We start from the raw sequence: 25,796 nt of genomic DNA, 5'->3' as shown, positions 1-25,796 counted from the left end.
TCACACCCCGGAGGCGACTTCCTGCTTCTCGTCGGAGTTGTTCCCGCCTCCGGCCTCGATCGCCTTGTTACGGCGCACCGAGGACCAGAAGGACCAGGCGATCAGCACCACACCGACGAGCCCGGTGATGACCTCGTTGATCTCGTACTGGATGGTGACGAGCAGGATCACGGCGAGGGCGCCGATCGCGTAGTGCGCGCCGTGCTCCAGGTAGACGTAGTCGTCGAGGGTGCCCTGGCGGACCAGGTAGACCGTGAGCGACCGGACGTACATGGCGCCGATGCCGAGGCCGAGCGCGATGACGACCGGGTCGTTGCTGACCGCGAAGGCGCCGATCACTCCGTCGAAGGAGAACGACGCGTCGAGGACCTCGAGGTACAGGAACATGAAGAAGGCGGCTCTGCCGACGAGCTTGGCGGCCGAGACCTCCTTGCCGGCCTTCCTGGCCTCCTCCTCTGCCTCGTGCTCGCGCTCCTCGTCCTCCTCCAGCTTGTTCTCGAAGTACCCGGAGAGACCGCCGACGATCATGTACGTGATGAGTCCGGCGATGCCCGCGGTGAGGACCGTCCCCGACTTGTCGGCGTGCTGCCCGCCGTACTGGTGGGCATGGACGGCGAAGGTCGCGGCCGTGATCAGCAGCACGATCAGCGCGATACAGGCCGCGAGCATGTCGACCTTGCCGAGCTTGGCGAGCGGACGCTCGATCCAGCCCAGCCACTTGATGTCCCGCTCCTCGAAGATGAAGTCAAGGAAGATCATCAACAGGAAGATGCCGCCGAAGGAGGCGATCGCCGGGTGGGCGTCGGTGACCAGTTGCTCGTACTTGTCGTGGTTGTTCAGCGCGAGGTCGACCGCCTCGATGGGTCCGATCTTGGCCGTGATCGCGACGATCACGACCGGGAAGATGAGCCGCATGCCGAATACGGCGATCAGAACGCCAATGGTGAGGAAGATCTTCTGCCAGAACTCGCTCATCTTCTTCAGCACACCGGCGTTGACCACCGCGTTGTCGAAGGACAGCGAGATCTCGAGAATCGAGAGAATGGCGACGAGCCCGAAGGCCGCCCATCCCCCATAGAGCACCGCCGCGACCAGGCCGAGCGCAGTCACTGCGAACGACCAGCCGAAGGTTTTCAGAACCACTGGCTACCCAATCGTTGTATGTGGGGACCCCCCGGGCGAAGCCTGGGGGAGGGTCTCCCCCGCGCCGCGCGCGGCTTTACGAAACATTGACCCCGAAGTCTAGAGCGATGCCTCGCAACCCCGACGCGTACCCCTGCCCCACCGCACGGAACTTCCACTCGCCGCCGTAGCGGTAGAGCTCGCCGAAGATCATTGCGGTTTCGGTGGAAGCGTCCTCGCTGAGGTCGTAGCGCGCGAGCTCCTGGCCGTCCGATTGGTTGACGACCCGGATGAAGGCATTGCTGACCTGGCCGAACGTCTGCCCCCGGTTGTCGGCGTCATGGATCGAGACCGGAAAGACGATCTTGTCCACATGGGCGGGGACCTTGGGGAGGTCCACCAGCAGCGACTCGTCATCCCCCTCGCCCTCACCCGTGAGGTTGTCACCGGTGTGCTCGACGGAGCCGTCGGGGCTCTTGAGGTTGTTGTAGAAGACGAACCACTCGTCGCCCAGCACCCGGCCGGACTGGCAGAGCAGTGCGCTGGCATCGAGGTCGAAGGGCGCTCCGGTGGTGGAGCGTGCGTCCCAGCCGAGCCCGACCAACACCTGTGTGAGGTTGGGTGCGGCCTTGGAGAGGGAGACATTGCCTCCCTTGGCGAGCGTGACGCCCATGTTCGTGGTCCTCCCCGAGGTGATCAGTCAAGAAAGTGGTACAGGCGCGTCCGGCGCCGCACACAGGAGTGCGGCGCCGGACAGGAAACGACTGTTCGCTCAGACGTTCACGCCGAAGTCCTGCGCGATGCCGCGCAGCCCCGAGGCGTAACCCTGGCCGATGGCACGGAACTTCCACTCCGCGCCGTTGCGGTACAGCTCACCGAAGACCATGGCCGTCTCGGTCGAGGCGTCCTCGCTCAGGTCGTAGCGCGCGAGTTCGTTGTTGTCGGCCTGGTTCACGACGCGGATGAAGGCATTCCGCACCTGGCCGAACGACTGCTGACGGCTCTCCGCCTCGTAGATCGAGACCGGGAAGACGATCTTCTCGACATCGGCCGGGACCCCGGCGAGGTTGACCTTGATCTGCTCGTCGTCGCCCTCGCCCTCACCGGTGAGGTTGTCGCCGGTGTGCTCGACGGAGCCGTCGGGGCTCTTGAGGTTGTTGAAGAACACGAAGTTCGAGTCGTTGGTGACCTTGCCCTCGGCGTTGGTCAGCAGGGCGCTGGCGTCGAGGTCGAAGTCCCCACCGGTGGTGGTACGAGCGTCCCAGCCCAGGCCCACGGTGACCGCGGTCAGGTTGGGCGCGGCCTTGGTCAGCGAGACGTTGCCGCCCTTGCTGAGGCTGACTCCCACGAGTCCCTCCATTGGTTGTCAGGGGCAGCGCCCCCGTCGTGCGGTGGTGTGTCGGATCAACGAATGGATCCTAGTGACCGGTTCCCGCGCAATACACCCTTTGGGTCGGGGGTCGGCCGATGAATCGGGCCGTTCGGCGGGCGTCGGCCGAAGGGCGCGGACCAGAGGCGTGTCAGAGGGCGCCGAGCGCCTTGACGTACTCGTTCAGATCGCGTGCGTCCGGCAGGCCGTTGACAACGGTCCAGCGGACCACGCCCTCCTTGTCGATGATGAAGGTCCCGCGCACGGCGCAGCCCTTCTCCTCGTCGAAGACGCCGTACGCGCGTGAGGTCTCGCCGTGCGGCCAGAAGTCCGAGAGCAGCGGGTACTCCAGGCCCTCCTGCTCGGCGTAGACGCGCAGCGTGTGGATGGAGTCGTTGGAGACGGCGAGCAGCTGGGTGTCGTCGTTGACGAACGCCGGCAGCTCGTCACGGAGCGCACAGAGCTCGCCCGTGCACACGCCGGTGAAGGCGAAGGGATAGAAGAGGAGCACCACGTTCTTCTCGCCACGGAAGCCGGAAAGGCTCACGGTGCGCCCGTGGTTGTCCTTCAGCTCGAATTCCGGGGCCTTGGTGCCGACCTCGATCGCCATGACATGCATCCCTTCGCCGGGTTGAGCCGGGCTGGTCCGTTCGGGTGGTGGGACCACCCTACGCAGAAGACCCCCGCCGGCGGATGCCGACGGGGGCCCTCAGGGCGTGGGAGGCTCAGCGCTTGGACTTGGGTGCGCTCAGCCGGGTGCCCGACCAGTCCTTGCCCGCGTTGATGCTCTTGGTCTGGGAGAGACCGGAGGTCTGCGCGGCTTCGTTGATGTCGCTCGGCTCGATGTAACCGTCCCTGCCGGTCTTCGGAGTCAGCAACCAGATGTCGCCGCCCTCGTCCAGCAGGCCGATGGCGTCCACCAGGGCGTCCGTGAGGTCGCCGTCCTCGTCGCGGAACCAGAGCACGACGACGTCGGCGACGTCCTCGTAGTCCTCGTCGACGAGTTCCTGGCCGATAACAGCCTCGATGCCCTCACGGAGCTCCTGCTCGACGTCGTCGTCGTAGCCGATCTCCTGGACCACCTGTCCGGGCTCGAACCCCAGCCTGACGGCCGGGTTGGTCCGCTCCTCCGCGTGGTCCGCGGTCGCGCTCACGGCTTGCCTCCTGATCATGTTTGGAAAACTCTGCAGCCGCGCGCGTACGCGCGGCGTTGGCCGTAGTCCACACGGGCGGGACGGATCGCGCAAGTACCCGGCCGTTCAGACCGCCGAAACGGTGACGTTTAGGGCCGTCTCGACGCAACTCCAGGCATGCTCGACGCCGCCTCGTCCTCACTGTCACACTATTCGGCCACCTTTGCGGCATTCTGCCCCTTCGATGAGCCAATCGAAACCGAACACCTAAACGAAACACATGAGCGGCTTGCGCGTAAGGTTGCGATTCGACCGGACCCGGGACCCGGGCTCGATCAGGATGTCAGGGGGAACGGTGGTTACCCCTGAGTAGAGATGACGTTTTCCGCCCCGCGGTACACGATGGAGGCGGTGCGACACAGCGCAGGCATCCCTAGGCAGAACCCATCGAACAGCGAAGGAATAGCGTGGCTTCCGGATCAGATCGCAACCCGATCATCATTGGCGGCCTTCCCAGTCAGGTCCCGGACTTCGATCCCGAAGAGACCGAGGAGTGGCTGGCCTCCCTCGACGCCGCCGTCGACGAGCGGGGCCGGGAGCGCGCCCGCTACCTGATGCTCCGACTGATCGAGCGGGCCCGCGAGAAGCGTGTGGCCGTGCCCGAGATGCGCAGCACGGACTACATCAACACCATCGCGACCAAGGATGAGCCCTTCTTCCCCGGCAACGAGGAGATCGAGCGCAAGGTCCTCAACGCGACCCGCTGGAACGCCGCGGTGATGGTCTCCCGCGCCCAGCGCCCGGGCATCGGCGTCGGCGGCCACATCGCCACCTTCGCCTCCTCCGCCTCCCTGTACGACGTCGGCTTCAACCACTTCTTCCGTGGCAAGGACGATGGCAAGGGCGGCGACCAGATCTTCTTCCAGGGGCACGCCTCCCCCGGAATCTACGCCCGCGCCTTCCTGCTCGACCGGCTCTCCGAGGACCAGCTCGACGCCTTCCGCCAGGAGAAGTCCAAGGCTCCCCACGGTCTGTCCAGCTACCCGCACCCGCGGCTGATGCCGGACTTCTGGGAGTTCCCGACCGTCTCCATGGGTCTTGGCCCGCTCAGCGCGATCTACCAGGCGCGGATGAACCGCTACATGGAGGCGCGCGGCATCGCGGAGACCTCCGGCTCGCACGTCTGGGCCTTCCTCGGCGACGGCGAGATGGATGAGCCCGAGTCGCTCGGCCAGCTCTCCATCGCCGCCCGCGAGGGGCTCGACAACCTCACCTTCGTGGTCAACTGCAACCTTCAGCGCCTCGACGGCCCGGTACGCGGCAACGGCAAGATCATCCAGGAGCTGGAGTCGCAGTTCCGCGGCGCGGGCTGGAACGTCATCAAGCTGGTCTGGGACCGCTCCTGGGACCCGCTGCTCGCACAGGACCGCGACGGGGTGCTGGTCAACAAGCTCAACACCACGCCCGACGGCCAGTTCCAGACGTACGCCACCGAGACCGGCGCGTACATCCGTGAGCACTTCTTCGGTGACGACCACCGGCTGCGCGCCATGGTCGAGTCGATGACCGACGACCAGGTCCTGCACCTGGGCCGTGGCGGTCACGACCACAAGAAGGTCTACGCGGCCTTCGCGGCGGCCAAGACGCACAAGGGCCAGCCGACCGTGGTCCTCGCCCAGACCGTCAAGGGCTGGACGCTCGGCCCGAACTTCGAGGGCCGCAACGCGACCCACCAGATGAAGAAGCTGACGGTCGACGACCTCAAGGGCTTCCGGGACCGTCTGCACATCCCGATCACGGACGAGCAGCTGGAGAACGGCGCGCCGCCGTACTACCACCCCGGCCGCGACTCCGAGGAAATCCAGTACATGCACGACCGCCGCAAGTCGCTGGGCGGGTACGTCCCGACCCGCGTCGTGCGGTCCAAGCCGCTGGCGCTGCCCGAGGACAAGACGTACGCCGCGGTCAAGAAGGGCTCCGGCCAGCAGTCGATCGCCACCACCATGGCGTTCGTGCGGCTGCTGAAGGACCTGATGCGGGACAAGGAGATCGGCAAGCGCTTCGTGCTGATCGCGCCCGACGAGTACCGCACTTTCGGAATGGACTCGTTCTTCCCGAGCGCAAAGATCTACAACCCGCTGGGCCAGCAGTACGAGGCCGTGGACCGTGAGCTGCTGCTCGCGTACAAGGAGTCGCCGACCGGGCAGATGCTGCACGACGGCATCTCGGAGGCGGGCTGCACGGCCTCGCTGATCGCCGCCGGCTCCGCGTACGCCACGCACGGCGAGCCGCTCATCCCGGTGTACGTCTTCTACTCGATGTTCGGTTTCCAGCGCACCGGCGACCAGTTCTGGCAGATGGCCGACCAGCTGGCGCGCGGTTTCGTACTGGGTGCGACCGCGGGACGCACGACCCTGACCGGTGAGGGTCTGCAGCACGCCGACGGACACTCGCAGCTGCTCGCCTCGACCAACCCGGGCTGTGTCGCGTACGACCCGGCCTTCGGCTTCGAGATCGCGTACATCGTCCAGGACGGCCTGCGGCGGATGTACGGCTCGTCCGAGGAGCACCCGCACGGCGAGGACGTCTTCTACTACCTCACCCTCTACAACGAGCCCATCCAGCACCCGGCCGAGCCGGAGAACGTGGACGCCGAGGGCATCCTCAAGGGCATCCACCGTTACAGGGCGGGCGAGGCCGGGGCGATCCCCGCGCAGATCATGGCGTCCGGCGTGGCCGTCCCGTGGGCGATCGAGGCGCAGAGGATCCTCGCCGAGGAGTGGAACGTCCGCGCGGACGTGTGGTCGGCGACGTCCTGGAACGAGCTGCGCCGCGAGGCCGTCGAGGTCGAGCAGCACAATCTCCTGCACCCCGAGGAGGAGCAGCGCGTTCCGTATGTCACCCGGAAGCTGTCCGGCTCCGAGGGGCCGTTCGTGGCCGTCTCCGACTGGATGCGCTCGGTCCCGGACCAGATCTCGCGCTGGGTGCCCGGCACCTACCAGTCGCTGGGCGCGGACGGTTTCGGCTTCGCGGACACACGGGGCGCGGCCCGTCGGTACTTCCACATCGACGCGCAGTCGATCGTGCTCGCGGTGCTGACCGAGCTCGCACGTGAGGGCAAGGTCGACCGTTCCGTGCTCAAGCAGGCGGTGGACCGCTACCAGTTGCTGGACGTGGCGGCCGCCGACCCGGGCGCCGCGGGCGGCGACGCGTAGGCACCCGGCCCCGTATGCACACGGCCAGGTGAAGGGCGGTGGGACCCACGAGGGTTCCACCGCCCTTCCGCTTGCCTACGATGCGGGGCATGAAGCAGCGAACAGCGCAGGTCCGGTGGGAAGAGCGCATGCAGACACCCCTGCTCGTGCTGGCCCTGGCGTTCGCGCTCGCGTACGCCGTGCCGATCGTGGCGCCCGACGCGACGCCCTGGGTGCACACCGTCTGCACGGTCACGGAATGGATCGTGTGGGGATCGTTCGCCGTCGACTACGTCGTGCGGCTGATCCTGGCGCCGGGCACGTGGCTGTTCGTACGCAGCCATCCGGTGGACCTGCTCGCCGTGCTGCTTCCGCTGGTGCAGCCACTGCGGCTGCTGCGGGTCGTCTCCACACTGCTGCTGGTCGGCCGGCGCGCCAGGATGGCGCCGCAGATAACCCTGACCACGTATGTCGGCGGTGCGGTGGTGGGGCTGATGATGTTCGGCTCGCTCGCCGTCCTTCATGTGGAGCGGGACGCGCCCAACGGGAACATCAAGACGCTGGGCGACGCCGTGTGGTGGTCGTTCACAACGATGACCACGGTGGGCTACGGCGATCACGCGCCGACGACGGGGCTCGGGCGGGTGCTCGCCGTCGGCCTGATGCTCTCGGGAATCGCCCTGCTCGGTGTGGTCACCGCCAATATCGCCGCGTGGTTCATCTCCCGCTTCGAGCGGGACGACGCGGAGGAGCGCCGGCAGACACAGCTGCTGGAGGCGCTGATGCGCGAGGTGACCCAGCTGCGCGCGGAGGTGGCGGCGCTCACGGAAACCGGGGCGGGCACAGTGCCCGCCCCGGTCGGTCCGCCCGACGAGCCCGTGGTCAGCGGCTGACGCTCACCACATCCCGCCGCCGGGAGCCGTGGCTCCCGCCAAGATCAGCGTCCCGGACAGCCATCAGCGTCCCAGAGAGCCGATCAGCGTTCCCAGACCTTGAACGCCCTGACCTGGTAGGGGGATTGGGGCACCCAGGTGCCGCCGCCCGGGTAGGTCTCGAACTCGCCCGTCTCCTCGCACTTTGCCGACTGGTACGTGGTGACGGGCCGTCCGGTGCGGTTGGCGAGCGCCTGCGCGGTGGTGCCGGCGGGCAGGGGCACACAGCTCTCGATGTCGGTGCCGGCCAGCTCGTGGGTCCGGCGGGGTCCTTTGAAGTCCGCCTTCTCCCAGAGGCATAGCTGGCCCGCCGCGCACTCGCCGAGGCGGGGCGGAGCGGCGACGGCCGGCTGCGGCGCCAGCGCTGTCGCGGCGAGGACCCCGCCGAGGACGCCGGCCATGGGTCCGTTCGCGAATCCGTTCCTGACAGTCTTGAACATTTCGGTCAACCCCCGTGTCGTCATGATCACTTGACCGCACCTTGACCCGGCGTGGGGGCGGCGGGGAAGGGGAGCCGGTGGAGATCACCCGGATAGGCGACAGTCCCGCCGAGAGGGTCGGCGGGGCTGTCGTGGGCGCGTTGTTGACGGGCGGTCGTACGAAGCCGCCGGGAGATTGCCGGCCATCGATCCGGGACCGGCCGGGCGGCTCGGGCCGGAACCCCGGTCGCGGTCCAGGGCCCCTGGTCGCGGGTCGCGGGTCGCGGGTCGCGGGTCGCGGGTGCGGACCGGCGCCTCGGCTCGGGACCGTGCGTCAGATGTGGGCCGCGCCCGCGCCTGCATCGGCGTTCGCACCGCGCTTGGTGAGCAGCGCGACGAGGACCGCGGCCCCGGCCACTCCCGCGGCGACCAGGCAGGCCAGACCCATGCCCGAGATGAAGGTGTCGTGCGCGACGCCGACGATCTTCTCGGCGATGGCGGGCGGGGTCCCTGGCGGCCGATCTGCGGGACGCGAACCGCGCCCGGGACGCCCTGGCGCAGCAGGTGGAGCGCCTGGGCGAGAGGCCCGTCACGGGCCCGCCCGGCAGTCGCGGCGAGCCTGGACCTATAGGACCCATAGGCCCCATAGGACCGACCGGACCGCCGGGGACGGACGGCCAGACAGGCGTCAGCCAGATGGGAGCGCCCGGGGAGGCCGGCGCTGATGGGGTGGCGGGCCCGCCGGGGCCTGCTGGTGAGTCAGGGCCGGCTGGTCCGCAGGGCGAGCAGGGCCCGCCCGGTGAGGACGGCCAGAGCTGCCCGGCCGGCTACTCCTGGCAGCCGCCGAAGGATGACCCGGATGCGCTGTGTGCCGCCGTGACGGGGCACCGCAGCCGAGTAAGGGCGGCGGTCTGCTGTCGCTGGGGCTGGATCCGTACCGCAGGCAGTACCCGTGAACGGCGCGCTCTGTCATGTTCGGGAGCGTCTCCAGGAGAAGAAAGCGCCGCCAGCGAGCAGCACCGTGATGACGAGGTCGCCAGCGTCACCCCGTTTGCTGACGGCCGTTGAGCCGCCGATGGCTAGGGCACCGAGCAGGATGGCGAGGATGGTCCAGAAAGCCTTCACGGCGACCCCCCACGGCCTCGGATTGTGGGCGTCAAGGTACCGGCTAGCCGACGCTGCCGGGAGCGCTTCCGTATTCCATCACCCGTGAGGCACTGCGCCCCTCTCACCTTCGGGTGGGAGGGGCGCATTCGTGCGTCCGGGGTCAGGCTCGGCGTTCGGCTCCGTCCGGCCACACCACATCCACGGGGATCCCAGCCTCACGGGCCTTGGTCACCACGTCAGCTGTACCCCCACCCTTGCCTGACGGCGGCTTACCGTTCCACACCGCGACCAGGCGGTCCGCCCGGTCCAACAGCACCTTGTTCGCGGCCTCGTACGCCTGGCGATTCGCGGTCGCATGCGGCATGACGAGAACCTCAGCAGCGGATTCGACGAGGCGATCGAACATGGCCGCGTGGTCTGGCTTCACCTTCGCCACCCGATAGTCCTCGGACGCGATCACCACCACCAGCTGGCCGCCCGCCTCGACGACCGCCTCGGCGAACAGAGAGTCGCTGCCAGCCGCGATGCACGACATCCCCACGAGGCCCTCTATGCGCGGCTGGAGTAGCTCGCGCAGAGCAGCCTTCACCAGCGGGACGCTTTCCTCGGTCAGGTCCATGTGCCCGGTCACGGCTAGCGTCACCATGCGGCACCTCCTCAGCTCGACAGCAGGTCGCGGATACTATTGCGCGCTTCCCGAACGGACCGCGACGCGCTGTGGCCCACGGTGTACGGGTAGAGCTCGCCGAGCTGCATACGTACCCGGCCGGACTGCGTTAGCCGTGCGGCTTCGACCGCTCGGTGAGTCTCCTCTGCTGCGCCTGCTACGTCCCCAACGAGGAAATGGCACTCGGCCAGGCCAATGCGGTCCAAGGCGTGCGAGCGGCCGGCCTCGGTGCTGCGGGCAGAGAGCGCGCTGCGGATCTCAGCTGCGGCGCGGTCGCCGTGCTGGCACGGGTCCTTCCTGGCCAGATCGAGGAACCGGCCGCCAGTGACCCCGGCGAGTTCGGCCTCGTCGAAGTACGCGATCCAGTACGGCTCTTCCCCGCCGTCGTCGGCGTGGGCGAGCGCCTCCGCTGCCCGCGCGGTTGCTCTGTGGAACCCAGCAGTACGCCCCTGCGCCGCGTACGCCCACGCCTCGCGAGTGTGGAGCATGGCTCGGACACGCGGGCCAATAACGTCTCGCGCGCCCTCTTGCGCAAGGTTGATGAGCTGCAGCGCATCGTCGGGCCGGTCGCGGTAGAGCATCTGCCGGGCCATCCCTGCCAAGACGTTGGCGCCGAAAACGGCGTCGCCTCCGGCGTGCGCAGCCCGGAGCGCCAGCCGGTAGTAGTCCTGTGCCCGCCGGTGCAGACCGGTGTCCCAGGACATCGTGGCGGCGGTCCCTGCGAGCTGGGCCATGATCCGGTACAGGCGGGCTTCGACGTCCGGTGACTGGTGCTCGTCGAGAGCGCCGGCCACCTCGCTGAGTTGCCCGAGGACGGCTTTACGGCGGAGGCCCCCTCCGTAGCGATGGTCCCACTGCCGGAACGCCTTCGCGGTCGTCTCCAGCTCGTCTATCTCCCGCAGGCCAAGGCGCCCGCGCCGCCGCTGTCCGGAGACGGGGGTGGCTGGGAGGAGCCATCCCTCAAGGGAGTCGAGGAGGGCGGCACCAGTCACCGCAACTCCGGCTAGGGCACGCGTCACCGCGCGTCGGTCCATCACAAGATCGCTCCTCGTCAGGTGTGCGGCCAGGTCCACGGTGGCGTCAGGCCGCCATGGAACCTCGTCTGCTGCTGGCCGTTCACCTGGCGACTCTGGCGGGTGCTGCTCTGTCTGTTGCCGGGTCTCCCAGGGGCGGGGGGCGAGGCCGAGCAGGTGCCCGGGGACACGGAGTCCGTCGGCAATCCTGACAGACCACCTCGAACGAGGTGACGCGCTGGCTGCCGCTGATGATCGTGCTGACTTTGCCGGGGGTGAGTTCGCAGGCGACCGCGATGCGGTTCTGGGAGAGCCCGCCCCATTTCTTGACCAGGGTGAAGACGGCGGCGAAGTCGTGCTCAGCGAGCGCCCGCCGGATGTCGTCTCTGTCGAGGACTTCGGGGGCGAGAGGGCCGGGGGTGATGGCATCCATATGGGCCGACTTCCGGAGCGATCTTATGCACACGGGTGCGCCTTACTGGAGCGCCAACGAGTGTATTACCGCCTCGGTAACACCCGCTGGTCATCCCGCGGTTGCGTCCCACGGCTGACGCTAATGGGGCGACGAAGCCGACGACGACGCGGAGAACAGCCCATGATGACGATGAAGGTGTACCGGCTAACCCCAGGGGACCAGACCAGGAAACCCGTTGGCGCGACGGTCATGGTCCCGGGTGAAGGCTGTAAGGCGACGCTTGAGTCGGAGCCCCTCCGGTACCCGCCGTGCACCTGCGCCCGGTGCAGGTCGACGCGTTGACCGCGGCCGAGGAGCGCGTGCGCGCGTTCATCTACGACCGGCACGCCACCACGACGACCACGATCCTCGACATCCGCCTCGACCGCTGCCGCGCCTACGCCGAGTCCCGAGGCTGGGACGTCGCAGGCATCTGGCTCGACCTCGGCGACCACGCGCTCAGCGACTGCCGGCCGCAGTTCAACGCCCTGGTCGTGGCCATGGACCGCACCCCCGGGCCGGTCGTCTGCCTCGTCGACGACTGGGACCGCATCGCGCGGGACGGCTCGCTCAGCTCGGTCATGCGGCACCGCGTCGGGCAGGCGGGCGGGCATTGCGAGACGGTCGAGGGCGAGAGCGACACGCCTGCCGAGAGAACACGCGGTCGGCTCTGCACACCCCGCTAAGCCCCGCCTCGGCCGATGAATCCGGCCAGGAACCCCGGCCGAGGCGGTGACGGGCCCCTGCTACGGGCCCAGCGCGCGCACCGCGGCACGAGGAGAGGCCTCGCGCCGAGCACACACCAAGGAGCATCGCATGACCGCTCTCGCAACAGAACATGTCACCGGGCGCCAGCTCGTCACCGCCGAGTTATTCGACCGCCTCACCAACTTCTGCGCCAAGGAGTACGGCCTCGAACGATCTGTCGCCGAACGCGTGATGGACGAGGGCCTCGCGTTCCTCGACGTCATGGGCCGCACCGGCGAGAGCCTCTCGCCGAGCAAGCTCGTCGACCCGGCGTGGCACACGTTCCTGCTGCACAGCCCGGAGTACACAGCCTGGTGCCAGGAACGGTACGGCCGGTACATCCACCACGCCCCGAACTCCCGGTACCGCGACCAAGCGGCGATGGTCGACGCCGTCGCGAAGATGCGCGCCTTCGGCTACGTGGTCGACGAGTCCCTGTGGGGCACGAAAGCGGACTGCAACGAACCGACCTGCTGCGGCGACGGCCCCTGCTGCTAGCCCGATCCCCGCGCGGCCGTCGAGGAGGCGGCCGCGCGCCACTCACAGAACGGAGCCGCTGTGGTTGGCCTTCTCTCCGCTTGCAGCCGCATGACGGTCTTCCCGCTGGAGTGCCTGACCGTCGCGTACACCACGCAGTCGAGTGACTCCCGCGGCCTCGGGGATGTCGCCATCGTCGGTGTCATCGACCCGGACGTCGCGACGGGTGACCACCTGTGGCGGCTGGCCGCGACCATGTACACCAACCCGCCCACCAGCCAGACGCAGGCCCGGTGGATCCTCACCCAGTGCAACAGGGCCCGCACCGTCAACGCACCCGCCTACCGTGATCTGCCCGATGCGAAGTGGACCGGTGACCTGACCCGCGAGTTCCACCTCGACGCCCTCTTCGCCAACCACACCAGCCTGCGCACGGGCCGCCTCACCATCGAGTGACGCCTGTGCCCTCCGCCGCCCCGGTCTGTCTGCGCCCCCCGTCGCGGACAGACCGGGGTCTATATGCGTACGAGCTCGGAGAGTGTGACGTTGAGGGCGTGGGCGATCCGGATGAGGGAGTCAACCCTTGGTGCGGCGTCCCCTGCTCGATGCGGTTGATCGTCTGCCTGTCGATGGCAGACCGCCTCGACGACGTACTGCACGTGGTCGACGAGAACCACGCCATGCCGAGTCGCCCGGAGAACGGCGACCGTGCGGCGACCCCCGACGGAGACTTACCCTCCTAGCGACTCTTGTCGACGGCGAAGAGCGTCAGCCAAGGGTGCCGCGCAGCCCCTTGGCCGGAGCCGGGGCGGAGTCCTGGGGATCCTGCGGCACCTTTTCGACGGTGGTCTGACTAGTCATGTCCCGAGGCTAGTGACAGCTACTGACAGTTGACAAATCAATTCACAAGCCAGTAACTGTCACGTAAGTCACAGGTAGGCTGAGCTGGTCGAAGTGCCGGAAAGAGGACGCTGAAGTGACGGCAGAGCCGACAAGATCGCGTACCGACCCGCCCGAGGGGCAGGGTGCCGGGCCCAAGCTGCCGGGACAGCCCGAGGGGCGGGGCGCGGGACAGCGCGCCGGGCTGCGCGAACGCAAGAAGCAGGCGACGCGGGACGCGCTGCTGCTGGCCGCGCTCGAACTCTTCACGACCAAGGGATACGAGCGGACGACGGTCGATGAGATCGCGGACGCCGTCGAGGTCTCCCAGCGAACGTTTTTCCGGTACTTCGCCAACAAGGAGGAGGCGGCCTTCGCCGTCCAGGAGCTCGCGGAGTCCCACTTCATCGAGGCGCTGCGGGAACGGCCGCCGCAGGAGGGCCCGTTCGAGGCGATGCGCAACGCGGTGCTGGGCTCCTGGGACACGATCGGCGAGGCGATCGAGGCGATCGTCCCCCTCGATCTCTATATGCGCGGCTACCGGATGATCGAGTCGACTCCGGCGCTGCTCGCCGTGCATCTGCGCCGGTCCGCCGAGGTGGAGGAGCAGATCGCCCGCCTGATCGCGGACCGCGAGGGCCTCGACGTGGACACGGACCCCAGACCACGGGTGGCGGTGGCGGCGTTCAGCGGGGTGATGCGGGTCACGGGCCGCTTGTGGGGCCAGGGCGAGGACATGAGCACGGATGCGATCAGGGACCTGACAGAGGAGTACCTGGATCACTTGGGACGGGCCCTGACGGAGAACTGGGGGGCGGGCGACGGGGGTTAAGGGCTGTCCCGCGGGCCTTTCGCTTGGAGGCGCGGATGCGGTTCGCCTGCGAGTGCGGTTCGCCTGCGGGTGCCGTGCTCGTTACGCCTGCGAGTACGGTTCGCGTGCGGGTACGTGCTCGGTACGCATGTGGTGGGCCTCTTCCCCGACCGGAAACCCCGGACAGCGCCGCCACCGTGCGACTCGTCGCGGCGGAGCGTACGCCCTCCACGCACGCATGGTGACCGAACTTCCCCCAATTCCCCCTCCGGACACGTGATCTGCCTCACGGTCTTCGCGACCGCCCTCACCCGTCTCCTAGGGTGTTCCGCAGTGACTTCCTTCGACTCCTCCCCCACGATCACCGCCTGGCGCGCCCTGCTGGCCCTTGCGGTCGTTTTCATCATGCTGGCGACGACCGGCTGGACGGCCGTACGGCACAACGGCGGTCCGCGCAACGCTCTTGAGGCAGAGCTCTCCGGCTGGGCCAAGGCCCGGATCGGGACGCGGATACTGCCCGCTCCGGACTCCGCGCCGCAGCGGGTCGCCGCCTTCTTCTCCTCCGTCGGCAGCGCCCAGCGGGCCCGACTCGCGGGGCAGTACCCGCTCGTCGTCGGCAACCTCAACGGTGCCCCCGTCACCCTGCGCTACCGCGCCAACCGTGAGGCCCTCGCGGACGCGCTCAGGCAGGAGCGCAAGCGGGTGAACAACCCCGACCTCACGGCGGACGGCCACCATGAGGCGGTCCGCCGGATGAACCGCTTCGAGGCGCTCATGAGCGCCAACCGGCAGATCCTCGCCTTCGACCCGTCCGGGGCCGGCAAGGTCGCCGAGGTTCTCGGCGACCTCGACCGCGCCGAGCGGGTCTCGGTGATCGTCCCCGGTGTCGACACCAATCTGCTCACGTTCCAGAAGACGTCCCGCAAGTACAGCGCGCCCGTCGGCATGGCCGAGTCGCTGTACGCCGCCCAGCGGTCCGCGTCCCCGGGCACCCGGACCGCCGTCATCGCCTGGGCCGACTACACCTCGCCCGCGGGCATCGGCATGGACTCCGCCATAGGCCGCCTCGCCGAGGCCGGCGCGGTACGGCTGAACGCGCTGACCGCCTCCCTCCCCGGCGACTCCAAGGTCTCGCTGGTCTGCCACAGCTACGGCTCCGTGGTGTGCGGCGTCGCGGCCCGCCGCCTCCCCGGCCGCGTCGGTGACATCGCCGTGGCCGGAAGCCCCGGCATGCGGGCGGCGAACGTGGCCGGACTGCACACCAGCGCGCGGGTCTGGGCGATGCGGGACAGCGACGACTGGATCCAGGGCGTGCCGCATCTGGCGGTCGGCGGCCTCGGGCACGGCGAGGATCCGGTGACACCGGCCTTCGGCGCGCGCGTCATGTCGGCAGCGGGCGCTATCGGCCACGCCGGCTATTTCGAGCCCGGTACGGACAGCCTCAGCAACTTCGCCGAGATAGGCGTGGGTTCGTACGATGGTGTGAGCTGTGCGGGCGAGGATGACACATGCCGCAGGGGTATCGACGGCGGCGAGGCGGCCTGACGCGCGTAGAACGTCGTGGGCCGTGCTGAGTACCGAGGGGCGACGCGCGGGCGCACGCCGCCTACGATGAGGCGTATGGGTGATGTGCTGGCCGGAATTCAAGCCACTTGGGAGTTCGAGACCGACTCCGTGCTCATCCGCTTCGAACGGGGACTCCGTACGCCGAAGCTGTTCCAGACGCTTCGCGAACGCCGTATCCCGCACGAGGCGTTGGCGTCGGTGACCCTCTCGCCGGGCAAGCGCGGCACGGTCGTGCTGCACGCGGCGCCCAGACCAGGAGCCGATCCGCTGATGGAGGCCGCGGCCGGGCAGTTGAAGGAAGGCTGTGACCCGTACCGGCTGGTGCTGCCGGCCGAGCGCGAGACGCTCGCCGAGTACTACGCCGACGAACTCCGCGCACTGCTCCCGGACAACGCCGGCGCACCCGCCGAACGGTACGCCGTGGCCGCGCCCGAGGGCCCGATGCACTTCAAGGCGTACGACGGAAAAGCCTCCTTCGACGGCTCCAACGTCTCCTTCCGCTGGTCCTGGACGGGCGCGTCGTCCGCCAAGTGGAAGGCGGGCGACCAGAGTTTCCCGGTGGCGGAGCTGAGCGGCGTCGAGTGGCGCTCACCCGAGGCCTTCGACGGGTATCTGCGGCTGCTGCGCCGCGGCGAGGACCCGGGCGACGGCGCGGCCCGGAACCCGCAGGCGGACAAGGACCCGGCGGCCGTGCTCTTCGGACTGCGGTACGGGCCGGTGCACGAGTCGCTGCCGTTCGCGGCGGCGGTCCTCGCGTCCGTGCGCAACAGCGGATCCGCGCCGGTGGCGGCGCTGCGAGCGGGGCGCCGTGACCCTGCGGACATCGCGGAGCGGATCCGGCACCTCGGGGAGCTGCACGAGGCGGGGCTGGTGACGGACGAGGAGTTCAGCACGAAGAAGGCGGAACTGCTCGCGGAGCTGTAGCCCGAGGAGTCCGGACGGGTGCTGTTCCGGGTGCGGGGCGCTCAGGGCGGCTGTTCGCGCCCGGGCGGGCGCAGGGGCGTCGGTGGCCGGGCTCGGACAGACTGAGGGCCTGGGCTCTGACAAGGAGAAACGCATGGCTCACGAGATGTCGGAAGAGCAGTGGCAGGCTTTCGTCTCGGAGGGAACCCGCACCGGCAAGCTGGCCACGGTACGAGCCGACGGGAGCCCGCACATCGCGCCCGTGTGGTTCCTCCTCGACGGTGACGACCTGATCCTCACCACGGGCGCGTCCACCGTGAAGGGACGCAATCTGCTCCGGGACGGCCGGGTCGCCGTGTGTGTCGACGACGACAGGCCGCCGTTCTCCTTCGTCACCCTGCGCGGGCACGTGGAGATCGACGAGGACCCCGAGGCCCTGCTCGACTGGGCGACCCGGATCGGTGAGCGCTACATGGGCCCGGAGCTGGCGGAGCAGTACGGCGCGCGCAACGGCGTCCCCGGCGAACTGCTGGTCCGCGTCCATATCGACACGGTCGTCGCCCAGGCCGACGTCGCCGGCTAGCCAGCCGGCCGACCAGCCGACCAGCCGCGGGAGGCCGGTACCGGGGGACCCGCACCCGGACGGACCCCGCACACCGCACCGGACGGCCGCCCCCGCATCCCCCGTGACCGGGCATGCGGGGGCGGCCGTCCCCGCCCGGCGGTCAGCCCTCGCGGGCCACCGACGTCGAGGACATGTCCGGGTAGCGGTCGCCCGCCACCAGAGCGGCGATCGGCTCCAGCCGCGCCAGCTCGTCCTCGGTCAGCGTCAGCCGGGTCGCCCCGACGTTCTCCAGGAGGCGGCCGGCGTTGCGGGTGCCGGGGATCGGGACGACGGCGAGCGAGTGCACCTCGGCGCGCTGCTGCACCCACGCGAGGGCCACCTGCCCGGCCGTCACCCCGTGCGCCGAAGCGATCTTGTGGACCGGTTCCAGCAGAGCGGCGTTGGCCCTGGCGTTGTCGCCGGTGAAGCGCGGCTGGTACCGGCGGAAGTCGCCCTCGGACAGATCCCTGCCGGCGTCGGCGAACGCCCCGGTGAGGAAGCCACGGCCGAGCGGCGAGTACGGCACGAAAGCGACGCCCAGCTCGGCGGCGGCGCCCACGGCGCTGCGCTCCACGTCCCGGCTGAACAGCGACCACTCCGACTGGAGGGCGGCGATCGGGTGCACGGCGTGCGCCTCGCGCAGTTCCGCACCGGTGACCTCGCTCAGCCCCAGGTGCTTGACCTTGCCCTGCTCGACCAGTTCGGCCATCGCTCCGACGGATTCGGCGAGCGGCACGGCCGGGTCACGGCGGTGCATGTAGTAGAGGTCGATGACCTCGGTCCTCAGCCGTCGCAGGCTGTCCTCGACGGCCTGGCGGATGTACGCCGGGTCGTTGCGCAGGGCCCGGTACTGCGGGTCGTCGGTCCGCTCTATGGCGAACTTCGTGGCGAGGGTGATCTCGTCGCGGTGGGCCCCGAAGAAGGGCGCGAGGAACTCCTCGTTGGCTCCGCGCCCATAGGCGTCGGCCGTGTCGAAGAGGGTGACACCGGCCTCCAGCGCCGCCTCCAGGGTGTCCCGGGCGCCCTCCTGGTCGGTGTCCCCGTAGAACTCGCTCATGCCCATGCAGCCCAGGCCCTGCACGCCGACCAGCGGTCCGCCGGTCCCGAGCCGTACCTGTGCGATCCTGCCGTTGCTCATCAGGTCTCAGAGCCTCTCCGACGCCCGCCGGGCGTCCGCATAGAACTCGATCTTGTGGTTCAGCACGGCGAGCGTGTCCTGGAGCTCCGCGATGCGTGTGCGCACATCGCGACGCGTCTGCTGGAGCAGCTCCTGCCGTGCCTCGAAGGTGTGCTCGCCCTCCCGCACCAGCTCGGCGTAGCGGACCATGTCCGCCACCGACATTCCGGTCAGCCGCAGCTTGCCGACGAAGGCGAGCCAGTCCAGGTCGCGGTTGGTGAAGCGCCGCTGTCCGGTGTGGGACCGGTCGACGTGCGGCATCAGCCCGATCCGCTCGTACCAGCGCAGTGTGTGAGCGGTGAGGCCGGTGAACGCGGCGACCTCGCTGATCGTGTAGCGGTCCTGCCCTTCGGGGCGCGGATGCCCGCGGGGTGGGTCCGTGCAGAGATCCGTCCTGTCCGGCTTGGTCTCGATCAGCGTCATGCCCTCAACGCTAGAACCTTGGAGTGCACTCGAAGCAAGGAGAAACGAAGGGAAATCCGCGCGCAACCGCGATCAGCCTCCGGCACATGAGCCTCGCACGCCGAGCGACCCCCGACCCGGCCATGCGGCCGACCCCGCAGGACCGTTTAGGCTCGTACGCATGCAGAGCCTGGCGATGATCGAGAACTGGCCGGTACCGACCGCGGCGGCGGCCGTCGTACGGGCGGACGGCACCCTCGCGGGTACCCACGGGCCGGCCTCGCACCGCTTCCCGCTCGCCTCCGTCACCAAGCCGCTCGCGGCCTACGCGGCGCTCGTGGCGTACGAGGAGGGGGCGATCGAGCTCGACGAACCGGCCGGTCCCGAGGGCTCCACGGTCCGTCATCTGCTCGCCCACACCTCGGGCCTGGCCTTCGACGAGAACCGCGTGACCGCGCCGCCCGGGACCCGCAGGCTCTACTCCAACGCGGGCTTCGAGGCGCTCGGCGACCACATCGCCAAGGCGACGGAGATCCCGTTCGCGGAGTATCTGCACCAGGCGGTCCTGGAGCCGCTGGGCATGACGGCGACGACGCTGGACGGCTCCCCCGCACGGGACGGTGTCTCCACCGTCGGGGACCTGGTGCGCTTCGCGGCGGAGGTGCAGGCGCCCCGGCTGCTCGACGCCCGTACGGTCCTTGCCGCGATGACGGTCGTCCATCCCGGCCTCTCCGGCATCCTGCCCGGCTACGGCCATCAGAAGCCGAACGACTGGGGCCTCGGCTTCGAGATCCGCGACTCCAAGTCCCCGCACTGGACGGGCAGTTCGTCCTCGCCGCGTACCTTCGGCCACTTCGGGCAGTCGGGCACGTTCCTGTGGATCGACCCGGACGCGCGGGCGGCCTGCGTGGCGCTGACCGACCGGGCCTTCGGGCCGTGGGCGGTCGAGGCGTGGCCGCCGTTCACCGACGCGGTGCTGGCGGAGCTGCGCTGACGGGGAGGAGCCAGGGTCCTTCAGGTGCCGGACGGGCCCGACAGCTCCCAGAGCAGTAGTTCAGCGGCCCCGCCTCCCGCGGTCAGCTCCAGCTCCTCGGCATCGGCGACGCGTGCCGCGTCTCCCGCCCCCAACTCCCTCTCCCCGAGCCGGACTTCGCCGCGCACCACATGGATGTACACCGCGGGTGCGTCCGGCACCGCCGTGCGCTCGCCGGGTGCGAGACGACGGACGTGCAGCATCGCGCCCGCCTCGGGGAGCGCGTACGGCGTCGAGTCCGCGATGCCGCGCACGATCTCGTACGAGGGATCACCGCCCGGCGACAGCGGGGCGAGCCACATCTGGACGAAGGTCAGCGGCACGTCGGCGTCGTTGCGCTCCACGTGCCGTACGCCGTCCGCCGAGCTGAGTCGCTGGACGTCCCCGGGCCGGACCGTGGTCGCGTGTCCGGCCGAGTCGCGGTGGGTCAGCTCCCCCTCGACGACCCAGGTGACGATCTCGGTGTGGCTGTGCGGGTGCTCGTCGAAGCCGGCGCCGGGTTCGAGCCGCTCCTCGTTGCAGGCGAGGATCGCGCAGAAGCGGAGGTTGTCGGGGTCGTAGTGCCGCCCGAAGGAGAAGGCGTGCAGGGACTCGATGCCCGAGGCCGGATCGCCGCCGCGGTAGCGGTCGGCGGAGCGCCGTACGTCAATCACGGGTCCACCGTAGTCCCGCGACGGCGAGCCGGTGGGACCTCGACCAAGGCGCCGTGATCCCGTGAGGGCGGCCCGGCGAGGCGGACCGAGGCCCCGCCACTCCGCGCAGCCGCCCCGATAAGGCAGTCTTGTCCCGTGCCCGAACCTGCAGCGAACTCCGCCCACCCGCACTCCGCGACCCTGCGCCGACTGGAGCAGTCGTCCGGCCGGCTCGCCGCGAACGCCATCGCACGCATGGACGAGGCGCTGCCGTGGTACCGGGCGATGCCACCGGAGAACCGGTCGTGGATCGGTCTGGTCGCCCAGGCCGGTATCGCCGCGTTCACCGAGTGGTTCCGGCATCCCGAGACCCCGCAGGCGATCTCGACCGACGTCTTCGGGACGGCTCCGCGCGAACTGACGCGGGCGATCACACTGCGCCAGACCGTCGAGATGGTGCGGACCACGATCGAGGTGATGGAGGCCGCGATCGAGGAGGTCGCCGCCCCCGGCGACGAGTCCGTCCTGCGTGAGGCGCTGCTCGTCTACGCGCGCGAGATCGCCTTCGCCACCGCCCAGGTCTACGCGCAGGCCGCCGAGGCCCGCGGCGCCTGGGACGCCCGGCTGGAGTCCCTCGTGGTCAACGCGGTGCTCTCCGGCGAGGCCGACGAGGGCGCCGTCTCCCGCGCGGCCGCGCTCGGCTGGAACTCCCCCGAGCATGTGTGCGTCATCCTCGGCACCGCTCCCGACGGCGACAGCGAACTGACCGTCGAGGCGATCCGCCGGGCCGCCCGGCACGCCAAACTCCAGGTCCTGACCGGCGTCCTCGGCGACCGGCTCGTCGTGATCGCGGGCGGCAGCGACAACCCGCTGCATGTCGCCAAGGGCCTGATCGGGCCGTACGCGGCCGGACCGGTGGTAGCCGGACCCGTCGTCCCCGACCTGCTCGCGGCCACCAGGTCCGCGCAGGCGGCGGCGGCCGGGCTCAAGGCGTGCTCGGCGTGGCAGGACGCCCCACGGCCCGTTCTGGCGGACGATCTCCTACCGGAGCGCGCCATCGCGTCGGACCCCGCCGCACGCGAGCAGTTGGTGGAGGAGATCTACAGACCGCTGGAGGAGGCTGGGTCGGCGCTACTGGAAACGCTCAGCGTCTATCTCGAACAGGCGTCCAGTCTGGAGGGTGCCGCGAGGATGCTCTTCGTACACCCCAACACCGTGCGCTACCGGCTGCGACGTGTGACCGACGTCACCGGATGGTCACCCTCCGATGTTCGCTCCGCGTTCACTCTCCGAATCGCCCTCATCCTGGGGCGTCTGGCCGACGGAGATTCGCAGTCCTAGACTTTTGTCGGACACCAACAATTCCCCTGACGGTTCTTGGTCCCTGTCCCCACGGGCGGACGGAGCCATCCACAAGAGAGAGTGTGAGGGTGCTCGTACTCGTCGCTCCCGGCCAAGGCGCTCAGACGCCCGGCTTCCTGACTCCCTGGCTCGAACTCCCCGGTGCCACCGACCGCATCGCGGCGTGGTCCGACGCCATCGAGCTCGACCTCGCCCACTACGGCACGAAGGCGGACGCGGACGAGATCCGCGACACCGCCGTGGCACAGCCGCTCCTGGTGGCCGCCGGTCTGCTCTCGGCCGCCGCCCTGGGTGATCTGCGTCCCGGCGCCGTCGCGGGCCACAGCGTCGGCGAGATCACCGCGGCCGCGTTCGCGGGTGTCCTCGACGACGCCGCCGCGCTGGGCTTCGTGCGCACCCGCGGCCTGGCGATGGCCGAGGCCGCCGCGGTCACCGAGACCGGCATGTCGGCCGTCCTCGGCGGCGACCCCGAGCAGGTCGTGGCCCACCTCGAAGGCCTCGGCCTGACTGCCGCGAATGTGAACGGCGCGGGCCAGATCGTCGCCGCGGGCACGGTCGGGCAGCTCGCCGCGCTGGCCGAGAACAAGCCGGAGAAGGCGCGGGTCATCGCCCTCAAGGTCGCGGGCGCGTTCCACACGCACCACATGGCACCAGCGGTGGCGACGCTCCAGGAGGCCGCCGCGAAGCTGACGGTCGCCGACCCGTCCGTCCCGTACGTCTCGAACAAGGACGGCCACACCGTCGCGACCGGCGACGAGGTCATCGCCCGGCTCGTCGGCCAGGTCGCCAACCCGGTCCGCTGGGACCTGTGCATGGAGACGTTCAAGGAGCAGGGTGTCACCGCGCTGGTCGAGGTGTGCCCCGGAGGTACGCTCACCGGTCTCGCCAAGCGCGCCCTGCCGGGTGTGCAGACGCTCGCGCTCAAGACCCCTGACGACCTCGACGCGGCCCGCACGCTGCTCGCCGAGCACACATCCTGACAAGGAGCCGTAGAGGATGCCCAAGATCAAGCCCAGCCGGGGCGCCCCGTACGCACGCATCATGGGTGTCGGCGGCTACCGGCCGACCCGGATCGTGCCGAACGAGGTGATCCTGGAGACGATCGACTCCTCCGACGAGTGGATCCGCTCCCGCTCGGGCATCGCGACGCGCCACTGGGCGAACGACGAGGAAACCGTGGCCGCGATGTCGATCGAGGCGTCCGGCAAGGCGATCGCCGACTCCGGGATCACCGCCGAGCAGATCGGGGCCGTGGTCGTCTCGACCGTCTCGCACTTCAGCCAGACTCCCGCCATCGCCACCGAGATCGCCGACAAGCTCGGCACGAACAAGGCCGCGGCCTTCGACATCTCGGCGGGCTGCGCCGGCTTCGGCTACGGCCTCACCCTCGCCAAGGGCATGGTGGTGGAGGGTTCCGCCGAGTATGTCCTGGTGATCGGCGTCGAGCGGCTCAGCGACCTCACCGACCTGGAGGACCGCGCGACGGCCTTCCTGTTCGGCGACGGCGCGGGTGCGGTCGTCGTGGGTCCCTCCAAGGAGCCGAGGATCGGCCCCACCGTGTGGGGCTCCGAGGGCGACAAGGCCGGGACGATCAAGCAGACCGTGCCGTGGGACCGCTTCCGCATCGGCGACGTGGCGCAACTGCCGCTCGACTCGAAGGGCGAGATCAAGTTCCCCTCGATCACGCAGGAAGGCCAGGCGGTCTTCCGCTGGGCCGTGTTCGAGATGGCGAAGGTCGCCCAGCAGGCGCTGGACGCGGCCGGAATCAGCGCGGACGACCTGGACGTCTTCATCCCGCACCAGGCCAATATGCGGATCATCGATTCGATGGTGAAGACTCTGAAACTGCCGGAGCACGTCACGGTCGCCCGTGATGTGGAGACCACCGGCAACACCTCGGCCGCCTCGATCCCGCTCGCTATGGAGCGGCTCCTGGCGACCGGACAGGCGAAGAGCGGTGACACCGCGCTCGTCATCGGCTTCGGGGCGGGTCTCGTGTACGCCGCGACGGTCGTTACCCTCCCCTAGGCAGCCGGATCTTCCGGACGCACCACCCTCTGACACAAACCGAAGGAGCGCCACATGGCCGCCACTCAGGAAGAGATCGTTTCCGGTCTCGCGGAGATCGTCAACGAGATCGCCGGCATCCCGGTCGAGGACGTCCAGCTGGACAAGTCCTTCACCGACGACCTGGACGTCGACTCGCTGTCCATGGTCGAGGTCGTCGTCGCCGCCGAAGAGCGCTTCGACGTGAAGATCCCGGACGACGACGTCAAGAACCTGAAGACCGTCGGCGACGCCGCGGACTACATCGCCAAGCACCAGGCCTGAGCCTGAAACGCGCTTGTCGCCACCTGACGGTGGCGCCGTGACAGTTCAGCACCCTCTATACGTGGAGAAAGAATTCCTGTGAGCTCGACCAATCGCACCGTGGTCGTCACCGGTATCGGCGCAACCACACCGTTGGGTGGCGACAGCGCATCGACCTGGGAGGGGCTGCTCGCCGGGCGCTCCGGAGTGAAGCCCCTCGTGGGCGAGCGCTTCGCCGAACTCCCGGTCCGCATCGCCGCGCCGGCGGCGGTCGACCCGGGCGAGGTTCTGCCGCGCCCGCTGGCCCGCAAGCTGGACCGCTCCGCGCAGTTCGCGCTGATCGCGGCCCGCGAGGCCTGGTCCGACGCCGGCTACACCGCTCCCGCCGGTGAGGACACGCCCGTCCAGCCCGAGCGTCTGGGCACCGTCATCGCCTCCGGCATCGGTGGCGTAACGACTCTGCTCGACCAGTACGACGTGCTCAAGGAGAAGGGCGTACGCCGCGTCTCCCCGCACACCGTCCCCATGCTGATGCCCAACGGCCCCTCCGCCAACGTCGGCCTGGAGGTGAACGCCCGGGCGGGCGTGCACACCCCGGTCTCCGCGTGTGCGTCGGGCGCCGAGGCGATCGGCTACGCCGTCGAGATGATCCGCACCGGGCGCGCCGATGTCGTCGTCGCGGGCGGCACGGAGGCGGCCATCCACCCGCTGCCCATCGCGGCGTTCGCCAACATGATGGCGATGTCCAAGAACAACGACGAGCCCGAGAAGGCCTCTCGGCCGTACGACACGGCCCGTGACGGCTTCGTCCTCGGCGAGGGCGCGGGCGTCGTCGTCCTGGAATCGGCCGAACACGCCGCCAAGCGCGGCGCGAAGGTCTACTGCGAGGTGCTGGGCCAGGGTCTGTCCGCGGACAGCCACCACATTGCCCAGCCCGAGCCGAGCGGCCGCGGCATCGCGACCGCGATGCAGAACCTGCTCGACTCCACGGACCTCAAGCCGTCCGAGGTCGTGCACCTCAACGCGCACGCCACCTCGACCCCGCAGGGCGACATCGCCGAGATCAAGGCGCTGCGCAAGGTTCTGGGCGACGACCTCGACCATGTCGCGGTCTCCGCCACGAAGTCGATGACGGGACACCTGCTCGGCGGCGCCGGCGGCATCGAGACCGTGGCCACGGTGCTCGCGCTGCACCACCGCACCGCACCGCCGACCATCAACGTCGACGACCTCGACGAGGCGGTCGACGCGGACATCGTGCGCGGCGAGCCCCGTAAGTTGCCCGCCGGAACGATCGCGGCGATCAACAACTCGTTCGGCTTCGGCGGCCACAACGTGGTCCTTGCCTTCCGGACGGTCTGACGCACCGGCGGCTGAGGCCCGCTTCCCCCGACGGGGTGGCGGGCCTCAGCCATGTCGACACGGCGGTCCGGCAGACGTCCTGGCGCGCTGGGGCGACCCGGGGACCGCCCGGAGACCGCCC

General features: G+C 69.5%; 27 protein-coding genes and 1 pseudogene. 16 read left to right on the top strand and 12 right to left on the bottom strand.

Annotated features, from left to right (window positions below; genetic code table 11):
• The 5 genes from OG293_RS25595 to OG293_RS25575 form a co-directional block, all read right to left on the bottom strand.
• Positions 1–1,143 carry a DUF475 domain-containing protein gene (locus tag OG293_RS25595; RefSeq protein ID WP_406001121.1) on the bottom strand — a complete coding sequence of 381 codons (1,143 nt, stop codon included), beginning with the start codon at positions 1,141–1,143 and terminating at the stop codon, positions 1–3.
• Positions 1,144–1,219: 76 nt separating this feature from the next.
• A complete protein-coding gene (locus OG293_RS25590; RefSeq protein WP_406001120.1) occupies positions 1,220–1,795 on the bottom strand; it encodes a TerD family protein in 576 nt (191 codons plus the stop codon).
• 99 nt (positions 1,796–1,894) lie between these two features.
• A complete protein-coding gene (locus OG293_RS25585; protein ID WP_406001119.1) occupies positions 1,895–2,470 on the bottom strand; it encodes a TerD family protein in 576 nt (191 codons plus the stop codon).
• A gap of 172 nt (positions 2,471–2,642) precedes the next feature.
• Complete coding sequence (locus OG293_RS25580) at positions 2,643–3,101, bottom strand: peroxiredoxin (protein WP_406001118.1); 459 nt, start codon at positions 3,099–3,101, stop codon at positions 2,643–2,645.
• A gap of 115 nt (positions 3,102–3,216) precedes the next feature.
• Complete coding sequence (locus tag OG293_RS25575) at positions 3,217–3,645, bottom strand: DUF3052 domain-containing protein (protein ID WP_266476695.1); 429 nt, start codon at positions 3,643–3,645, stop codon at positions 3,217–3,219.
• Positions 3,646–4,091: 446 nt separating this feature from the next.
• Here OG293_RS25575 and aceE point away from each other — a divergent pair, with 446 nt between their 5' ends.
• Positions 4,092–6,839: a pyruvate dehydrogenase (acetyl-transferring), homodimeric type gene (gene aceE, locus OG293_RS25570; RefSeq protein WP_406001117.1), complete on the top strand. Its 2,748-nt coding sequence runs from the start codon at positions 4,092–4,094 to the stop codon at positions 6,837–6,839.
• 80 nt (positions 6,840–6,919) lie between these two features.
• The gene (locus OG293_RS25565; protein WP_406001116.1) at positions 6,920–7,711 is read left to right on the top strand and encodes a potassium channel family protein; all 792 of its coding nucleotides are present in this window, start codon (positions 6,920–6,922) and stop codon (positions 7,709–7,711) included.
• An 83-nt stretch (positions 7,712–7,794) separates the two neighbouring features.
• Here the strand turns inward: OG293_RS25565 and OG293_RS25560 are convergent, their stop codons facing one another.
• The 4 genes and pseudogenes from OG293_RS25560 to OG293_RS25545 form a co-directional block, all read right to left on the bottom strand.
• The gene (locus OG293_RS25560) at positions 7,795–8,151 is read right to left on the bottom strand and encodes a peptidase inhibitor family I36 protein (protein ID WP_406003708.1); all 357 of its coding nucleotides are present in this window, start codon (positions 8,149–8,151) and stop codon (positions 7,795–7,797) included.
• A 352-nt stretch (positions 8,152–8,503) separates the two neighbouring features.
• Positions 8,504–8,686, bottom strand: a pseudogene (locus OG293_RS25555) (MFS transporter); the annotation flags it as partial.
• Positions 8,687–9,436: 750 nt separating this feature from the next.
• Complete coding sequence (locus OG293_RS25550) at positions 9,437–9,922, bottom strand: hypothetical protein (RefSeq protein WP_406001115.1); 486 nt, start codon at positions 9,920–9,922, stop codon at positions 9,437–9,439.
• 11 nt (positions 9,923–9,933) lie between these two features.
• Positions 9,934–10,977, bottom strand: coding sequence for a hypothetical protein (locus OG293_RS25545; protein WP_406001114.1), 1,044 nt, complete (start codon positions 10,975–10,977; stop codon positions 9,934–9,936).
• Positions 10,978–11,679: 702 nt separating this feature from the next.
• Here OG293_RS25545 and OG293_RS25540 point away from each other — a divergent pair.
• From OG293_RS25540 to OG293_RS25505, 8 genes are all read left to right on the top strand, one after another.
• On the top strand, positions 11,680–12,096 hold the full coding sequence (locus OG293_RS25540) for a recombinase family protein (protein ID WP_406001113.1): 417 nt from the start codon (positions 11,680–11,682) through the stop codon (positions 12,094–12,096).
• A 130-nt stretch (positions 12,097–12,226) separates the two neighbouring features.
• Positions 12,227–12,655 (top strand): glycine-rich domain-containing protein, encoded by a 429-nt coding sequence (locus OG293_RS25535; protein ID WP_406001112.1) that lies wholly within the window; start codon positions 12,227–12,229, stop codon positions 12,653–12,655.
• A 90-nt stretch (positions 12,656–12,745) separates the two neighbouring features.
• Positions 12,746–13,090 (top strand): hypothetical protein, encoded by a 345-nt coding sequence (locus OG293_RS25530; RefSeq protein ID WP_406001111.1) that lies wholly within the window; start codon positions 12,746–12,748, stop codon positions 13,088–13,090.
• A 98-nt stretch (positions 13,091–13,188) separates the two neighbouring features.
• Positions 13,189–13,377, top strand: coding sequence for a hypothetical protein (locus tag OG293_RS25525; RefSeq protein ID WP_406001110.1), 189 nt, complete (start codon positions 13,189–13,191; stop codon positions 13,375–13,377).
• Positions 13,378–13,673: 296 nt separating this feature from the next.
• A complete protein-coding gene (locus OG293_RS25520) occupies positions 13,674–14,345 on the top strand; it encodes a TetR/AcrR family transcriptional regulator (RefSeq protein WP_406003707.1) in 672 nt (223 codons plus the stop codon).
• Between the two features lie 312 nt (positions 14,346–14,657).
• Positions 14,658–15,869: an alpha/beta hydrolase gene (locus tag OG293_RS25515; protein WP_406001109.1), complete on the top strand. Its 1,212-nt coding sequence runs from the start codon at positions 14,658–14,660 to the stop codon at positions 15,867–15,869.
• A 75-nt stretch (positions 15,870–15,944) separates the two neighbouring features.
• Positions 15,945–16,814: a DUF4429 domain-containing protein gene (locus OG293_RS25510; RefSeq protein ID WP_406001108.1), complete on the top strand. Its 870-nt coding sequence runs from the start codon at positions 15,945–15,947 to the stop codon at positions 16,812–16,814.
• Between the two features lie 133 nt (positions 16,815–16,947).
• Positions 16,948–17,376, top strand: coding sequence for a PPOX class F420-dependent oxidoreductase (locus OG293_RS25505; RefSeq protein WP_406001107.1), 429 nt, complete (start codon positions 16,948–16,950; stop codon positions 17,374–17,376).
• Between the two features lie 142 nt (positions 17,377–17,518).
• Here the strand turns inward: OG293_RS25505 and OG293_RS25500 are convergent, their stop codons facing one another.
• Together OG293_RS25500 and OG293_RS25495 are read right to left on the bottom strand one after the other, a co-directional pair.
• On the bottom strand, positions 17,519–18,535 hold the full coding sequence (locus OG293_RS25500) for an aldo/keto reductase (RefSeq protein ID WP_406001106.1): 1,017 nt from the start codon (positions 18,533–18,535) through the stop codon (positions 17,519–17,521).
• 6 nt (positions 18,536–18,541) lie between these two features.
• A complete protein-coding gene (locus OG293_RS25495; protein WP_406001105.1) occupies positions 18,542–18,997 on the bottom strand; it encodes a MerR family transcriptional regulator in 456 nt (151 codons plus the stop codon).
• A gap of 160 nt (positions 18,998–19,157) precedes the next feature.
• Here OG293_RS25495 and OG293_RS25490 point away from each other — a divergent pair, with 160 nt between their 5' ends.
• Positions 19,158–19,970 (top strand): serine hydrolase domain-containing protein, encoded by an 813-nt coding sequence (locus OG293_RS25490; protein WP_406001104.1) that lies wholly within the window; start codon positions 19,158–19,160, stop codon positions 19,968–19,970.
• Between the two features lie 20 nt (positions 19,971–19,990).
• On the opposite strand, the gene OG293_RS25485 is transcribed toward OG293_RS25490, so the two are convergent.
• The gene (locus OG293_RS25485; protein WP_406001103.1) at positions 19,991–20,662 is read right to left on the bottom strand and encodes a pirin family protein; all 672 of its coding nucleotides are present in this window, start codon (positions 20,660–20,662) and stop codon (positions 19,991–19,993) included.
• Between the two features lie 135 nt (positions 20,663–20,797).
• Between OG293_RS25485 and OG293_RS25480 the strand changes: the two genes are divergently transcribed.
• The 5 genes from OG293_RS25480 to fabF all read left to right on the top strand — a co-directional run bounded on the left by OG293_RS25480 (position 20,798) and on the right by fabF (position 25,675).
• Complete coding sequence (locus OG293_RS25480; protein WP_406001102.1) at positions 20,798–21,982, top strand: PucR family transcriptional regulator; 1,185 nt, start codon at positions 20,798–20,800, stop codon at positions 21,980–21,982.
• An 89-nt stretch (positions 21,983–22,071) separates the two neighbouring features.
• Positions 22,072–22,983, top strand: a complete 912-nt coding sequence (locus tag OG293_RS25475) for an ACP S-malonyltransferase (RefSeq protein WP_406001101.1) — start codon at positions 22,072–22,074, stop codon at positions 22,981–22,983.
• Between the two features lie 16 nt (positions 22,984–22,999).
• On the top strand, positions 23,000–24,031 hold the full coding sequence (locus tag OG293_RS25470; RefSeq protein WP_406001100.1) for a ketoacyl-ACP synthase III: 1,032 nt from the start codon (positions 23,000–23,002) through the stop codon (positions 24,029–24,031).
• A gap of 54 nt (positions 24,032–24,085) precedes the next feature.
• Positions 24,086–24,334 (top strand): acyl carrier protein, encoded by a 249-nt coding sequence (locus OG293_RS25465; protein ID WP_023542032.1) that lies wholly within the window; start codon positions 24,086–24,088, stop codon positions 24,332–24,334.
• A 78-nt stretch (positions 24,335–24,412) separates the two neighbouring features.
• Positions 24,413–25,675, top strand: coding sequence for a beta-ketoacyl-ACP synthase II (fabF, locus tag OG293_RS25460; RefSeq protein WP_406001099.1), 1,263 nt, complete (start codon positions 24,413–24,415; stop codon positions 25,673–25,675).
• The last annotated feature ends 121 nt before the right edge of the window (positions 25,676–25,796 follow it).

The organism is Streptomyces sp. NBC_00829, assembly GCF_045161795.1.
Classification (GTDB): Bacteria; Actinomycetota; Actinomycetes; order Streptomycetales; family Streptomycetaceae; genus Streptomyces.
Note: the sequence above shows the minus strand (reverse complement) of the source record. Positions and strands in the feature narration are given on the sequence as shown.